Raw genomic sequence first — 15,260 nt, 5'->3', positions numbered from 1 at the left:
GAGCAAAATTAAACTCACTTTACGATGAAAAACAGAAATATCCGTTCGTATAACATTTAAAAAAACCTGTATTTTTCCGTATATTCCGTATGTTAATGCGCTATTTTGAATTCTTGGCTTCAGATAAGCGAAGCGCGGTAATTATAGACTCGGAGCTTACCCAGGGCGTTTTTTGAGCAAGATATCCAAGTATGTAGAGGCCAATTTTAACGCAATCCATTTGTGAGACGGGGACCATGTGCATGAAGGGTTTTAAGCCATCTTTATCGACTGGAACTATCCCTGCGGATAACAACAAACCGCCCCTCTCGTTTGGGGTAACGCTTATATTTTTGTATACGACGTGGCCATGATGTGAGGTTTTCCTCTTATCAATCTTTAAAGTATGCATGATTCTAAGAAATACAGATGCCATCTGCATAACTTCATTCGTCGACAATTTTAGAAGTACAGAACGGTTTGAGCCCCAGTCATAATCTTTTTTTGCGTTCCTTGGAGCGACGTGCAATGTAAGATAATAATTATCAATCTCATTTGAAAAAGGTGAAGGTTTTGATGAGCTAACATCTTCATTGTTCATCTCAATGACAAGGGCTGCATCCTGACCAAATGCTTTAACATTATGGTTTTTAAGAGCGAAGTCTGAAGTTGCCATATAAAAAGTCACTTTTGATAAAACCACATACCGCCTAATGATTCATCATCGGCAAGATGCTTGAAATTTGATAGTGTAAATCCTGTTTTGGTTTCAGAAATCACCAGGCTGTAAGATGCCGTATGTACAAGGCGAGAATTGTTTAGATCAAGATCATCACAAAAACCAGGGCTTTTGACGGGGTCAGCCTTTTCAACAAAAGTTACTTTTGAAGCGATGCCGTTGATCACGATTTTCTCGTTATCAGCAATTTTAATGTTTAAAGAAGGCGAGCTTTTATCACATGGCAGGAAGAGTGATGTCTTTTTAAATGTGTTTCCAGTGAAGTCCAAAAGGTCAGGTTTAACCGGAACATTGTTTAGGATTTTATAAACTCCAGCAAATGCACATAACACAACAAAACCAGATAAAACATATCTAATCTTAGACTTCATCCCCCAGTTCCTCTCCTAAAAGTTTTAACGCGCTTACGCACATAAGCCTCAACTGATACAGTAAGTTATCAGCGGTTATTCCACCAACGAAGGTAACTGTACGTCGTATTGATGCTCCGCCAGGCTCGCACTGGATATGGCCAATACCAGAATCACGGAGGAAGTCATTTTCTGCACTTACAAGGTCTGACTCTACAGGTGGAATGATAACTTCAATGAGTATTGTATCAACTGGGGCCCACTCCCAATCGAACTTAAGAGAGGAAATTGGGGATATAGAAACAAGAAGCTCATCAATATTAAAAATTACGGGTTTTATTCCCATAACCTCAGACTGAATGAAGTGGCTTTCTACCATAACTACCGGAAACTCTGAAATAGTCAGAACTCCGATTAACTGGTCTCGGCGTAAACCATGTATTAGTGAGTTGCGAGATAGCATTCGATCAGCCTTTATTATAATAATCAATCATTTGGGACAAGGACAAAAGGGATTACAGAAACGAAGATTCTACATGAACATCGTTGTCAGTGACCTTAGGTCCATCGGGTATAAGGGTATCAAAAAATCCTTACATAACCATTAAACCACAAAGACTTTTTACGTAAAATAATAATTAAGTACCAGATTTATTAAGATAATTCTTAGGTTTTTTACAAATTTAGGAAAAATCCGCACTTCCTGTAACAGCATCCAAATTAACCTAAAATACCGTTTCATTAACAGTAATTTTACAGATTCAGCTGAAGCCTGAGTTTATTATAACAAAAAAAAGGCCAGCAAGTATGCTGGCTTTACTGGTAAGACAAGTTGAACTCAGAAGTCGATTGTACTGTCTCTCACCTATCTTGCCAAAGTCGCTAGTCGCTTGTTTGCCTTAGCTTTAGATTTTATGCTTATGGAGGCGGTTTGATTTTCATCCGATACTTTTTCTAGCACTGGCACCACAGAGGAAATGGACTTTTCTTTTGAAATTTTGGATGCACCTGAAGAAAGTGGGCTTTCAGATGGTATAGAGGTATCGCTTCCCTCATTTTCAATCTTCACACCAAAGCAGGCATGTTCCTTTTGTACAAGGAAGGTTTCTTTTACAGAAACAGAATCCTGCTTTGAATTATCTAATTGTAGAGGTGTTAAATACTCCTTAAACTTTTGATCTAAGACATTCTCTAGCAATACATTAATAGGAGGCTTAGGTTCAGTATCTATAGTATTTCCATCATTCAGAAACCTATTAAGATCTGCAAGTGTTAATCTTTCGTTTAAACCATTTATAAAATTTGCCAAGTCAGGAAATAAATTATTTAATACCAACCCGGTACTAATAGCCGACCTAATTAAATCCAGTTGGTCACCCCTATGAGAAAGTTCTGTTTTTTTCAAGAAACTATAAACATAGGGTGCTTTTCTTTCGGATATCCAGAAAGACCGGATCTGAATCCGGTCGTTATCTGCCTTATTTGAGATAGGGTTTTTAGCCATGTTCTAGCTCATTATTCTGAATAAATAGTATCAGCAATTGCCAAAGATAATGCGAACTGCGGATTGTCTACCATGATAACTTTAGCCGTTTCAAAATGTTTACGAATAGCTGTTTCGATGAGATATGAACCTCCCCCAACAAGGAAAACATTATGAGGCCTCTCTTCGACTTGTGTAACCGCTCTGATTACTTTACTTTGCAACTTCTGTACCGCAGAGTTTACCGCATCAAAAACACCGTCACGCTTGTCCTCTGCAACCTTCAAAGCTGATTTATCATGACGATTATCAACAAGATGATGAATGTAAGCATTACTCGTATTCAGTTTCTCAGATTCAAGATACCTGCTGATCTCATCGTAAACAATAGAACAACCAATACGGTCAAAACCTTTTACTTTCGAAATCTGTTCTAATTGCCCAGTAATACTTGCAACATCAAGAGTAGTACCACCAAGATCAATTACCAAACTTGATTCAAATGAAGCAATATCCTCAATTTCATCTGCCCGGGTCACAGCTGGTAAAGATTCAGGGAAAACAGTCACAGACAAAACGTTAAAAGAATAGCGTTTACCGTCAAGATAACGCTCTACTGGTTTCATCAGATTATCTTTTTTTCTCTGAATATTTTCAATATTCGTTTCCCCTAAAGCAGTATAGAACTGGCTAAGTGGTAAAGTAACAAAGAGGTGAACATCCTGAGGAACTAAACCAGAAGCATGAAGTGCATGGTGAACATTTAACCGGCTAATTTCATCGTATTGGTGAGATACATCAGTCGATTCCAGTGAGTTACTAGATTCGCTGTGATGCGAAAACCTTTCCAGCCCATCAATAAGATAGTTAAAAGGATTGAGACCCTCATGGCGAACACGGAAATCTGGAACAAAACTATTTTGTGTAAGCAAGGGAACTAATTCGTTTCTTTCATTAAGACAAACCAGTTTTGCAGCTTTACTTCCATCATCGACAACGATTTTTAAAGCTTCAGTGATATCCTGCACTGATGGTGAAACAGGACTTTCAGATTTTAATAGTTCAGCCATAAAAACTCTCTTTTATTAATAGGACCATATTAGATATTAACTTTATACATTAATGGTGACCTATTATCAACATTAACACTATTAAAAAAATACGTAAGTCTATGTTATTTCAGCATCCTTCCATTTTAAATACCTTACCGTTAAATTTCCTGTATTCATGTATTAACCATGTTTATAAAGGAGCCAATTATAATCAGAAAGTTACTTTGCATCCTAAGTATGAACTGTTTGAGAGCCAGGACTGGGGCCTTTACCTGTAAGTAACAAAGGTCCTTAGGCTTAGAATCCAAAATGACGCCTTTTTGTAAAAAAATCATAGTTCGAAATACCGTATCATCGATGTAAACATACGTAGAGGAATTTATGGCAGCTGAGCACGTCCAAACTATAGACCTTACAAACTTCTCCGGAAGGATTTTCTTTCTGGCAGATCCTCATGGACATTACTCTGCGCTGTGCAACTTGATCCAATCAGTTACAAAGCCAGAAGAAGAGATAGTAATTTTCTCTACTGGAAATTTGTTTGACTATGGGCCGGAACCCATAGAATTGATGAAGGCGATAAACAGTGGCTTTTTCGATGGACGTTTTGTGAGGCATTTCTCAGCTGCCGGAGCCGGAGAAGAAATGTTAAAAAAATTGTTACCATTAAACAAAGACCGGAGAACATTTTACCCCAGCACATACCTCAATGAGAGATGGTGTGTAATGGGCGGAAAGTGGCATAAAGCTGTGAATCGTTACTATTTAGAGGAAGAGGTAAAAAAACTTCTTAATACCCAGCTTGGTACGATGATGCAGATTTTACTAAAAGGCGATATAAAAATTGGGGTTTGCCCTTCTGATTACGCCCCTATCCGCACATCATTCACTGATACTTATAATGCGCTTCAAGCATTCAACTATGCCAATGTGAATATTTTTCAGAGCCAGTTTCTATTCGGTATGGACCATGCCGTAATACCAATGATGATAAATGACGTCAACCTTATGGTCCTAGGTAGGAATCCTGTAAACAGCATTCGAAAAGCCCATGGTCGTACTCAAAACAATCTTCCAGTACTGATCGGTAATTGTTTGCATATAAATACTGGATCACTCTATATGTCAAAATTAGAAGACCAGGTAATAGTTGCTCCGGGTATACCGCAAACTGACTCACCAGCACTTACATTAGTAGAAATAATCATGAAGAACAATCCAGTTTTATTGTGTCATCAGCTAATACAAACAACAAACAAGTTTTATTCACTTAAAACCTATCCTTTAGAACTCGATTCGATTGAAAACAACATTGAGGTAACAAGATGAAGATAAATTGGAAGATTATCTCAATTTCAACATTACTTTTGCATCTTCACGCAGCAGCTGCACCACATCAAGAGAAAGAGCATAGAAAAGATGCTTTTTCTTCTGCCGCACAGAAAAGTGATTCACTTATATCTGCTAAAGCGGAGCTTATAAACGGAAGGTGGTTTATAAATGGTAAATATAGGCCTGTTCTAAAGACCAGCATGACCAAAACCAATTTCTTAGAAATCATGAATGTTTCAAATAAAGAATCACTTTTTATTGTGATACCAAAACTTGAGTATAATATCATTGCCAAAAATAAAATCTTACTAAATGAAAAAATTGCATTAAGCGAAGGCACATCCGGAAAAAGCATTGTTTGGGTCGAGCCAAAATCAAGTCTAACTATATCGTTTATAAATGACCTTGCTAATACGCCCCTTCAGGCTATCGTTTCGATCACAAGAAACAACAAAGATATAATTGCCATCTTTGGACCGGATCAGGGTAAAGGGTTTACTCTTCCCGGAAATACGTCTAATGATCAAGTGTCCGTTCCTGACTATTCTGACCTAAATATAAAAAAACTTAACATACCTCAAAGTGTTGGTAATCCAGTAACCATCAATCCTAAAGAGAAGAATTACCTCTTAGTTGGACAAGGAAAATATGAAATCTTATCTCTTCCTAAATATCAACATTTAGTATTTTCTGAACCCGTTTATATTGAGAAAAGAAAAAATATCCTCGGTGGTTATGGTTATTGGACGAAAGAAACAATTCTCTACCCCGGTGAATCATTATCTTTTATAACGAGCGCCAAAAACAATCTAAGGAAGCGGGATGATTAAAGTTATCACACTTTTATTGTTTGCATTACTGACTGGTTGTCAGTCAGTAGAAAGTAAAATCGAAGAACTCCCGACAGTTGGTTTTGACCCTATTCTATACAATAAAAGTGAGGCCTTTACTGACGGAAAAGTTACTTTACGTGTCGAAAGTTCAGGAACTGATGTTTGGCTTGTCGCCAAGAATGGAACCAGAAGTTTTATTGAGCTTTCAGGCCTAACGCTAGGTGGTAGTCGTTGTGCTTACAATGCCCGTAGTAAGCAACTTTTGCCCCCAGGCAGCGTAAGCACATTCGTAGTTCCTACGGTTGGAATGCTTGGACTTTGCTTCAACAATGAAGATCAACTTATGTTTATTAACCGTGCTTTTAGCAGAATCTCTCCCAAAGCAAAAGGAAAAGATTCGCTTTCGCTTTTATTTTCTGTTAGTTACGATTTTCCCGGAAAAGCGGACCTAATTACTAACCACGATTTTCAAGAGTTATATCTTTTATTTTTGAATGAGGATAATCTATGAAACAAACATTAATTGTTATTTTAATATGTTTTTGTCACACGGCTTTAGCATATCCATACCGTATCTATACTGTCCCGGAAGGGGCATTAGTAAAAAACATACTAACTAATGAATATCTAGGAAAAACCCCTGTGGTTGTGGACGTGAGCAATACCGAAGCTGGTTCTACTTTTGGGATTTCATTATTTAGACATGAAAATGTTGCTATAAAGATTTTTACAGTAATGCCTTCAGCAGAAAATAATTTTGCTGTTTCTGGACCTGACGTTGCAACTATGTCATTGCCGGGAAAAGCACCTTTAAACGTAGTAAATGATGGGAATGGCGCTTCTGTTCATATAGAACTAAGACCTTATATGTCTGAACCTGCGCACACCCCATATTAATATAACAAGAAATTAAAAATATAAATCATATGAACTGCATCATAAAGATGCAGTTCAATATTTATTCTGATACTTTTAATTTTTCTTTTATGAACTCCTCTAGTTCCTTAATAAAACCCGCATTTATCCTATTGAATTCAAAGCGAATTTTTCTACCAGTATTGTTTTTACTGATTCTTGCATACTTATCTTTGTTATCAAAAGTAATAAGATCACTTGTTTCCCATTTTGTGGAATAAGTTTTTTCACAAACACTTTCCACAGATTGTGTGATTTTTTCCATTACAACTTTTTGAGCAACCTGGAGATCTCCAATGTCTAAATCTTTTGTTTCCTCTTTAACATTATCTATTACTTCATCTAAAGGAAATAGATTTTTTTGCACATATTTCTGTAAACGAGACAAGCGACTATAATAGGAGTTCGGGATTCCTTCATAATCCGGGAATAAAGAGATCAATGTTTCGTCAATACGGGCCGCCTGGATTCTTTTGGCTACCGATACATGACTAATCCCAAGATATGCTGCGAGTTCTTCATTAGTAGAAAATCCTTTTTCTTCCATTTTTTTGATAAATTGAAACCCAACTTCTCTATATGAAAATTTTCGAGATGTTTGTGCTGCGGATATAATTGAATTTATATCATCTTCGGTTAGTTCATCCGGAAGAACCCACAGGGGGAGATCCTTTTCTGCCTTTATACAGCAGAAACGTCTGCGACTTCCTTCTATTAATAAATAAACCCCATCTCTTTTTACAGCGATCCCTTCGGTATCGACCCCTCTTTCTTCAATCTGCTTAAGAATATCTCTAACAGAATAATCTGTAAGGGCTTCTTGATTTCGTGGGTTCGCTGGATGGACTAAGGTCTCCTTCTCCACTCTCTGGGCTGGAACAATCACATGTTCCGCTTCAAGTCTCCGGCCCTTATGAAGAGTGAATAACTTTTTTATGCGAGGTGCTGTTTTCAAACCCGCAAGACCTGAACGGTGACCGACTTCTGTCCGCTTTGGTGCGTTTAAATATCGAGATTTATCATTCCCGATATGTTGCTCATCGCTCATGCGTTAACTCCTTGCTTAGCTGAAAAACTTTTTATTTCATTTATAAATTGCTGATATACCTGTAATACAGATTCTTCTGCGACATCAAGCTGCTTTGCGGAACAAAGTTCCTCTGATTTTTTGATATCAAGCACTGTACGCCCTTTGGAAGCAGCTGCCTTAAATGCTTCAGAATTTTTTATGTTAGCGGACATCAAAAGGTCCTGAACAGTTCTGATTAATTTATCCAAAACTATTCTTTCATATGGACTTTTGTCATCTACATTGACAGCAAGAACTTTGAACCATTTTAAATTGTCGCCCTTACTTGGTGATTGTTTAAACCTTTCACTTATTGTAAGCATGAAGTCTGTAGTAGAGGCGTAATCATATTCACGTGGTGACACTGCGACAAGAATCCCATCGGCCGCTTCGTCAGCAGCCCAGATCAAAGGTGAATCTTCAGGTGGAGTGTCTATAATAATCAAATCATAGTTCTGCTTCAGTACCGGTAAGATAACTTCCTTGAAACGTAGTAACAAAGACGTACGTTCTTCTCTAGAACATTGCCAGTATTTATCTTTAAAACGAGCATCTGTCGGAAAAGCCGTTATTACGTCCAAGTTTGGCAGATGCGTTGAAAAAGGCATATTAGTGATGATTTCTTCTTCAGAGAATCCTGAATCTAAATATTTTTTATACTCAGAATTTTCTTCATAAATTCCAAGGATTGCATCAATTGCTGTAAGGAAGACATCATCTTCTGAGACACTTTGAATCATGCTGCTTCCAATCGAACCTTGTGGGTCCCATTCGATCATTAATACACGTGCATTGAGTTGTAGATCTAAAGCAGCTGCTACTGCTAAAGCTACAGATGTAGTGCTTTTCCCTGTACCGCCTTTATGATTCTGAGTAACAATAGCTCTGCTAAAGTAATGATCGCGGTACTTGGGATAACCCAGGGCATCCATTATTTTTTGAACATCCCAGCGGGTGTAAAGATGATTTTTGTTTTGATAAATAGGTGCACCAACAAGTTCTTTTTCTTCTAAGTCCGAAAGTATTTTATTGAACGTTACTCGTGACTTCCCAAAAAAATCAGAGAGATTTTTTTTATTCAAACAGTGGTTATAGATCAGTCTATCAACACCATCAACACTATCATCAGAAACAGATACTCTTGATGAAGCCATCAGAGATTCCTTTAGAGAAATCTGCTCGCTTTTCATGCGCTGACCAACGAGGGCGATCTTTTCAAGTAAATTCATGGTTATGACCTTTTTGCACTGAAAACCGACTTTTACGCATATATGTAAACTTTACGTATAATGCGTCCATTTCCTTGTTATGCGTACAATTCTATCCTTAGTTTCAATCTTAAGCTAATGTTTGTTTACTTTTTTATGATTTTTTGTGAGCTTAACTTGCAGATGTGAGCTCAGACTCTCTAGTCCATACCTAATGCACAACCTGTTTAAACCACGATTCTTGTCTCCTTCTCTACGCTTTGAAGTTAAGAGCTCCATTAATGAATCTTCACGCCTACCCTATTTCTTGCTTAGACCCTAAAATCTATCTCACCGGTGTGCTGATATACGTTTCCTAACTGTGAACCGTTGTCGTCAGTCCAGTCTAAAGATATGAGGTGTTAATCTCTTGAGGAGGCACACTACGAATTATGGGAGCAGAGTTAGCAACCTCACCCCGAACTGAAACCCAACTTAAGGAGGCAACCCCAGTGTGGAGATTAAGGGGGTTAAATCTGCCAGCGGCTGACAGTGTCCCAGCTGCTGCTCAGTCACACCACGCCCTGATTTAATCCCCTGCCCGGTATTGTAATGACCGAAAAAAACCCGTGCACTGGTGTCGGCAGACCGGCATGCATGAATATGACGTTAATCTGTATCAGCAGGCACTTTTCGCATAATGGGAGCAAGTGATAGCAACGCCGCCCAGAACGGAATGCCAACATCAGGACTGAACCCAAGTTTGGCGATTAAGGGGGTTAAATTTGCAAGCGGATGACAGTGCCCCCAGCTGCTGCTCAGTCACACCACGCTTGATTAAATCTCTCGCCAGGTCTTGTTTTGACCGAAAATAGCCCAAGCACTGATGTCGGCAGACCGGCATATAGGAATATGACGTTAATCTGTATCAGCAGGTACATTTCGCATTATGTGAGCAAGTGATAGCAACCCAGCCCGGAACTGAAGGCCAGCATGAGGACAGAACCCCAGTTTGGCGATTAAGGGGGTTAAATCTCACAGCGGCTGACAGTGCCTTCAGATGCTGCTCAGGCATACTACTCTCCCTGATATAATCTCCCATATGTTCTTGAGATCGTCGGAAATCGCCCATGCACCGGTGTCGGCAGACCGGTATGCAGTAATGTGAATTTAATCTGCATCATCAAGCACATTTCGTATTATGGAAGTAAGTGTTAGTAAACCAAAGCCCGCCCAGAACGGAAGGTCAACATCAGAACAGAATCCCAGTTTGGCGATTAAGGGTGTTAAATCTGCAAGCTGCTGACAGTGCCCCAGTTGCTGCTCAGTCACACCACGCCCTGATAGAATCTCCTGCCCGGAAATGTGATGACCGAAAAAAGCCCGTGCACTGGTGTCGGCAGACCGGCACGCAGGAATATGACGTTAATCTGTATCAGGAGGCACATTTCGCATTATGGGAGCAAGCGATAGCAACCCAAGCCCAGAACTGAAGGCCAGCATCAGGACAGAACCCCAGTATGGCGATTAAGGGGGTTAAATCCGCCAGTGGCAATAAGATCCCGAGCGGTGTTTAAGAAATATTTCCCGAAGGACAATCTTCCGCTCGTACGATGAATATAGTGTTCAACCCGGGAGAGGGATCACTTAACCTGCTTAGCCTAAATCTTACGTCATTCTCTAAACGGAGTTTAAGCTTAATGGTCCTGAGAAAGTTAAAAGGACTACCCATAATGACGGTTTGAGATGGCGAATAAGGGTTTTTTCTGCCAGCGGCTGACATTGCCCCAGCTTCTGCTCAGTCACACCACGCCTGATTAAATCTTCCGCCAGGTCTTGTTATGACCGAAAATTGTCCGTGCACTAGAGTCGTAAGACCTGCATACAGGAATGAGGCGTAAATCTTTATCAGGTGGCAAGGTTCGCATCATGGGAGCAAGGGTCTTGAACTGGAGGTTAACATCATAAAATCCCAGATTGGCGATTAAGGGTGTTAAATCTGACAGCGACTGAAAGTGCCTTCAGATGCTGCTCAGGTATATTACACCCTGAAAAAATCAAGCATCTGTGCTTGCGAATATCGGAAAAGGCCATGCACCGGTGTCGGCAGACCGGCATGGGCAATGAGACGTTAATCTGTATCAGCTGGCGCATTTCGTATCATGGGAACAAGTGTTAGCAACCCTCTCCAGGACGGAAGGACACTATCAGGACTGATCCCAGTTTGGCGATTAAGGGGGTTAAATCTGCCAGCGGCTGACAGTGCCTTCTGATGCTGCTCAGACATACTATGCACAGATATAATCACCCGTCCGTCCTTGTGATTATCGGAAAAGGCCATGCACCGGAGTCGGCAGACCGGTATGCAGTGATGTGACTTTAATCTTTATCAGCAGGCGCATTTCGTATTAAGGGAGCAAGTGTTAGCAACCCTGCCCAGGACGGAAGGACACTATCAGGACTGAACGCCAGTTTGGCGATTAAGGGGGTTAAATCTGCAAGCGGATGACAGTGCCCCAGCTGCTGCTCAGTCACACCACGTCCTGATAAAATCTCCTGCCCGGTAATGTGATGACCGAAAAAAGCCCGTGCACTGGTGTCGGCAGACCGGCACGCAGGAATATGACGTTAATCTGTATCAGCAGGTACATCTCGCATTAGGGAGCAAGTGATAGCAACCCCGCCCAGAACTGAAGGCCAGCATGAGGACAGAACCCCAGTTTGGCGATTAAGGGGGTTAAATCCGGCAGCGTGAGTAAGTGCCCGTGCTGTGTTAAAGAAATATTCCCTAAGGACAATCTTCCGCTCGGCCTTTTGTATAAAGTTGTCACCCCGGGAGCGGGGATCACTTTACCTGCTTAGCCTAAATCTTACGTCAATCGCTATCCGGAATTTTAGCTTAATGGTCCTGAGCAAGTTAAAAGGGCTACCCATAATGACGTCCCCAGATGGTGATAAAGGAGTTAATTCCGCCTTCGGCTTACAGTGCCGCAGCTGCTGCTCAGCAACACCACGCCCTGATTAAATCTCCCGCCTGTCCTTGTGATGACCAAAAATAGTCCGTGCACTGGCGTCGTAAGACCGGCATACAGGAATGAGGCGTTAATCTTTATTAGGTGGCAGGATTCGCATCATGGGAGCAAGGGCCCTAGAACTGTAGACTAACATTAGAAAATCACAGTTTGGCGATAAAGGGGGTTAAATAAGTTAAAAGTCTTCGGTGAGCAAATTGGATAAATTTTCAGAAACCAAACCGTTAATAATAAACTTTTAGAAGAATGATTAAAGGATATTAAGTTTTGTATGCAAAATGACACCAGTGATCTGTTTTCACTAATAATGCCGCGCTACTTTGATTACCTTTGGTAAACAAAAATGTAATTTACGTGATTTTCATCTTATAATGTCAGTATTGAAGTTATAAATTTTGTTTACTTAATGCGTACACAACCTAACTGCGATTTGTATTTATGTCACTGTTTTTACACCACATTAATTATAAAACCAAAATTTGCAGCACAGTGATGAACTCATTAAGTCACAACCTCATTTGTTTACTTAAGGCATACAATAAAAAACCAGATTCTTATGAGACATCTGGTTTAATTATTTTTGCTTGAAGATATTTACTCTACGCGGCCAAACCCGCTGCTACTTCTTGAGCATAGAGAATTTCTATTGCCTCGCCATAGCTACAATTCTCGCGGCTTTGAATTTCCCATAATTTACTCCTGTCAGCACTATCCGTAGTAAAACAAAGCTCCATTTTCCGGTCTACGTATAACCGACAGATCTCTTGGAAGTTTTCGAACCTGACTAACATCTCTGAAAACACCTTTTTGACTGTACGAATATTTTTCATACGTTCATATTCTGCATCTGAAGTAGAAAAATATTTATTAGCCTTCATTGCTTCAATGCTTTCTTTTTCTTGTTTCATGATTATCTTCCAAGGCGAGTTAGCAGTCAGGGCCCGGCCAACAGAAGAAGTAAAATAATCTTCAAACGACTGTGTGATACAGATGCCAGCGCAGTTTGTTTTCCTGAACCTACGCCATGCCGCTTCGAGGAAGGAAGAGAAGAATTGGTTTGATTGATTTCCGGCACCTGATGAATTATCAGGACGAATGTACTCCCATGCTTCATCAAGGATGAACAAGCGACGACGCCCATCTTTTTTGATGAACATTGCATGCTGAGCAGCCTGAATGATAGACATTAATACAACTGTCTGAAGGTGGGGGGTGCCTTTTAGCTCCTCCAGTTCCAAAACAATAAATCTGCTGTCGAAGTTGATTGGAGGCAACGTATCGGTAAACCGGTGCCCATAAATTCCACCTTCGCACCATGCTCCGAGTTGCTCCCCAATATCCTTTATACGTTTGTCTTCATGCTTCTTGCAACGCAGAGCAAAGCCGGTTATTGAACCGGTCCGACCTGATTTTCTGGATTCTTGGTACTCTTCTGCAATAAGCTGAAGCATCACTGATTGTTGATAATCATCGATAAGGCCTTTCTCTGAAGCCATAATTTTTAGCTGATTCAAAACCATTATGGTCTGAGCAACTTTGTCTTTTTCTGCATCGTTTGAAGTTGATTCACCGGTAAATTCAGGTGCTTCGTTAAATACATCGTCGTTAACAGTGATGTCAGTTAGGAAGGCAAAGGGATTTAGGGTGAAGTCAGGGGTTTTACCGAAATCAATAAATTGACTGTTTGTATATTGTTCCGCAATCCCCTGGTAAGAACGGCCCACGTCCACAACAAATACTTGAGCACCGTCAGGATCATCATCTGGGTATTCGTTTTCTAAAAAATGCTTAAATGTTGAGCGATAATGAACGAGGTTATTAGATCGCGGTCCAGCTCCAAGATAGTTATTGATTAGATATGCTGTCCAGAATGACTTCCCTGCACCTGACGTTGCACCAATAACCATGTTATAGCTTGCAGAAGTCTTGAAAATATCAAGTCCCATGAGTTGACCTTCACGAGAAACTAAACTCAGTACTGGTCTATCTGTATTACCTTTCCAGGGCCCAAAGATCGGTGTCATATGAGCCGCTCCGGTGTTGCTCACTACTTCGGAACGGTCAAGGTCGAAAATTGTCTTTGGGTCATTGCACATTGGCAGACATGACATAAATGACGGGAAAACGATAAAGGAATCATCTGCTACTTTGACCCGGCTTTCGAGGTAAAAGGATTTGAGATCGTTAGCTGCTGTCTGCACAGAATTGGCATTACTACCCATAACAGTGAAAGTAAGATACCCTCTTAAAAGCTTTGCGCCATCCTCAAGCTCGCGAGTTACGGCCATGTAGTCATTATCCATATCCCGCAGGCGAGGGCAGAATGTGACAACTGAAGGTATACTTGCCTGTTTATTAGTGATTGCTTTGTAGCGGACGTTTTCTTTTGACAACTTGAGCGGATCGGCAAACTGAACAGTCTGAGTGATCATAAATGGGCTGAAAATTGTCTTACGTCCATGCATCCAGTTAACTACTAACTCATACATACAACCGAAATTGACGTATTCAGGAAACTTTACAACGGAAAGTTGTTTGAAGTAACGATGCTCAGATTCGTCGTCACTTTGTGTGACTGATGAGAAATGATTTTCTGTGACTGTATACTTACGGCCGGGAACGTTAACTTGTTCATTAAGCCTTTTCATAGTGTTAACGTCTATGAAACCTTCAGCCCACCGGGAGTTCTTTCCGGGGTTTACGACCTTATCTATACAATAGAGCCAGTTTTCTGCATCGACCTTAAACGGATGCAATCCAATCGTAATTAACTTACTTACAAGTTCAGAGTAAAGTGAATCGATACGCGAATGTTCCAGCTCGGTAGGAAGGGCAGACTGTAAAGGAATCGATAGCGAGATCCATACCTGAAAATCCCTCAACATAAGGTTATCATGATCAGGTTTTAAAGGCTTATGCATACTTCTGTCGTAGTAGTCCAACTGATAACCATTAAGCAGATCTGCTTTAAGCTTATCGTTCCCAGTCATACGCCCACCTCGCACAGCTGACCAAGCACTAAGCTGTAAAGTCAGGTCTGGCAATGCAGTCAGAGATATTTGACAGACAGTATCTGTAGGGAAATCCATTTTGAACATTTCAGCAAGAACATCTTGCTGATTATCAAAAACTCCAGGGGATGGATTACAGATAAACATAAACCCTAATCTGTTGCCATCAATCAAAAAATAGTGAGTCCCTGCTAATTGATCGTAAACAGGGATAAACCCACCTAATTGATGGCGATTTAAACCGCTATTGTAATTATTGATAGCTTCCATATTTGACC

Annotated in this window: 13 protein-coding genes; 4 read left to right on the top strand and 9 right to left on the bottom strand. The window is 40.3% G+C overall.

What is annotated here, in order from left to right; genetic code table 11:
- Window positions 1-100: 100 nt before the first annotated feature.
- The 5 genes from ACLJRH_RS22065 to parM all read right to left on the bottom strand — a co-directional run bounded on the left by ACLJRH_RS22065 (window position 101) and on the right by parM (window position 3,621).
- Complete coding sequence (locus tag ACLJRH_RS22065) at window positions 101-655, bottom strand: plasmid transfer protein (protein WP_000235773.1); 555 nt, start codon at window positions 653-655, stop codon at window positions 101-103.
- An 8-nt stretch (window positions 656-663) separates the two neighbouring features.
- Window positions 664-1,089 carry a hypothetical protein gene (locus ACLJRH_RS22060; protein ID WP_000836981.1) on the bottom strand — a complete coding sequence of 142 codons (426 nt, stop codon included), beginning with the start codon at window positions 1,087-1,089 and terminating at the stop codon, window positions 664-666.
- The gene (gene hdtA, locus ACLJRH_RS22055; RefSeq protein ID WP_000952689.1) at window positions 1,079-1,531 is read right to left on the bottom strand and encodes a H transfer determinant A; all 453 of its coding nucleotides are present in this window, start codon (window positions 1,529-1,531) and stop codon (window positions 1,079-1,081) included. Before hdtA ends, ACLJRH_RS22060 begins: the two co-directional genes overlap by 11 nt.
- Before the next feature lie 402 nt (window positions 1,532-1,933).
- Complete coding sequence (locus ACLJRH_RS22050) at window positions 1,934-2,572, bottom strand: hypothetical protein (protein ID WP_001107538.1); 639 nt, start codon at window positions 2,570-2,572, stop codon at window positions 1,934-1,936.
- An 11-nt stretch (window positions 2,573-2,583) separates the two neighbouring features.
- On the bottom strand, window positions 2,584-3,621 hold the full coding sequence (gene parM / locus ACLJRH_RS22045; protein ID WP_000818954.1) for a plasmid segregation protein ParM domain-containing protein: 1,038 nt from the start codon (window positions 3,619-3,621) through the stop codon (window positions 2,584-2,586).
- 363 nt (window positions 3,622-3,984) lie between these two features.
- On the opposite strand from parM, the gene ACLJRH_RS22040 reads away from it, so the two are divergent.
- From ACLJRH_RS22040 to ACLJRH_RS22025, 4 genes are read left to right on the top strand one after another with little or no spacing between them, the layout of a single operon-like run.
- Window positions 3,985-4,932: a metallophosphoesterase gene (locus tag ACLJRH_RS22040; RefSeq protein ID WP_000718595.1), complete on the top strand. Its 948-nt coding sequence runs from the start codon at window positions 3,985-3,987 to the stop codon at window positions 4,930-4,932.
- A complete protein-coding gene (locus ACLJRH_RS22035; RefSeq protein ID WP_000700976.1) occupies window positions 4,929-5,765 on the top strand; it encodes a hypothetical protein in 837 nt (278 codons plus the stop codon). Before ACLJRH_RS22040 ends, ACLJRH_RS22035 begins: the two co-directional genes overlap by 4 nt.
- Window positions 5,758-6,279, top strand: coding sequence for a hypothetical protein (locus ACLJRH_RS22030; protein ID WP_000598517.1), 522 nt, complete (start codon window positions 5,758-5,760; stop codon window positions 6,277-6,279). Before ACLJRH_RS22035 ends, ACLJRH_RS22030 begins: the two co-directional genes overlap by 8 nt.
- Window positions 6,276-6,665, top strand: a complete 390-nt coding sequence (locus tag ACLJRH_RS22025) for a hypothetical protein (protein ID WP_000815011.1) — start codon at window positions 6,276-6,278, stop codon at window positions 6,663-6,665. Before ACLJRH_RS22030 ends, ACLJRH_RS22025 begins: the two co-directional genes overlap by 4 nt.
- Window positions 6,666-6,726: 61 nt before the next feature.
- Here the strand turns inward: ACLJRH_RS22025 and ACLJRH_RS22020 are convergent, their stop codons facing one another.
- The 4 genes from ACLJRH_RS22020 to ACLJRH_RS22005 all read right to left on the bottom strand — a co-directional run bounded on the left by ACLJRH_RS22020 (window position 6,727) and on the right by ACLJRH_RS22005 (window position 15,252).
- Complete coding sequence (locus tag ACLJRH_RS22020) at window positions 6,727-7,731, bottom strand: ParB family protein (RefSeq protein WP_001278838.1); 1,005 nt, start codon at window positions 7,729-7,731, stop codon at window positions 6,727-6,729.
- Entirely contained in the window at window positions 7,728-8,981 is a 1,254-nt protein-coding gene (locus tag ACLJRH_RS22015; protein ID WP_001050364.1) for a ParA family protein, read from the bottom strand. The genes ACLJRH_RS22020 and ACLJRH_RS22015 overlap by 4 nt, the downstream gene beginning before the upstream one ends.
- A gap of 1,128 nt (window positions 8,982-10,109) precedes the next feature.
- Window positions 10,110-10,271 carry a hypothetical protein gene (locus ACLJRH_RS22010; RefSeq protein ID WP_001371949.1) on the bottom strand — a complete coding sequence of 54 codons (162 nt, stop codon included), beginning with the start codon at window positions 10,269-10,271 and terminating at the stop codon, window positions 10,110-10,112.
- Between the two features lie 2,299 nt (window positions 10,272-12,570).
- A complete protein-coding gene (locus ACLJRH_RS22005; RefSeq protein ID WP_000387412.1) occupies window positions 12,571-15,252 on the bottom strand; it encodes a TraC family protein in 2,682 nt (893 codons plus the stop codon).
- Window positions 15,253-15,260: the final 8 nt, after the last annotated feature.

It is taken from the genome of Salmonella sp. SAL04162, assembly GCF_046551535.1.
In the GTDB taxonomy this organism is placed as follows: Bacteria; Pseudomonadota; Gammaproteobacteria; order Enterobacterales; family Enterobacteriaceae; genus Salmonella; species Salmonella enterica.
Note: the sequence above shows the minus strand (reverse complement) of the source record. Positions and strands in the feature narration are given on the sequence as shown.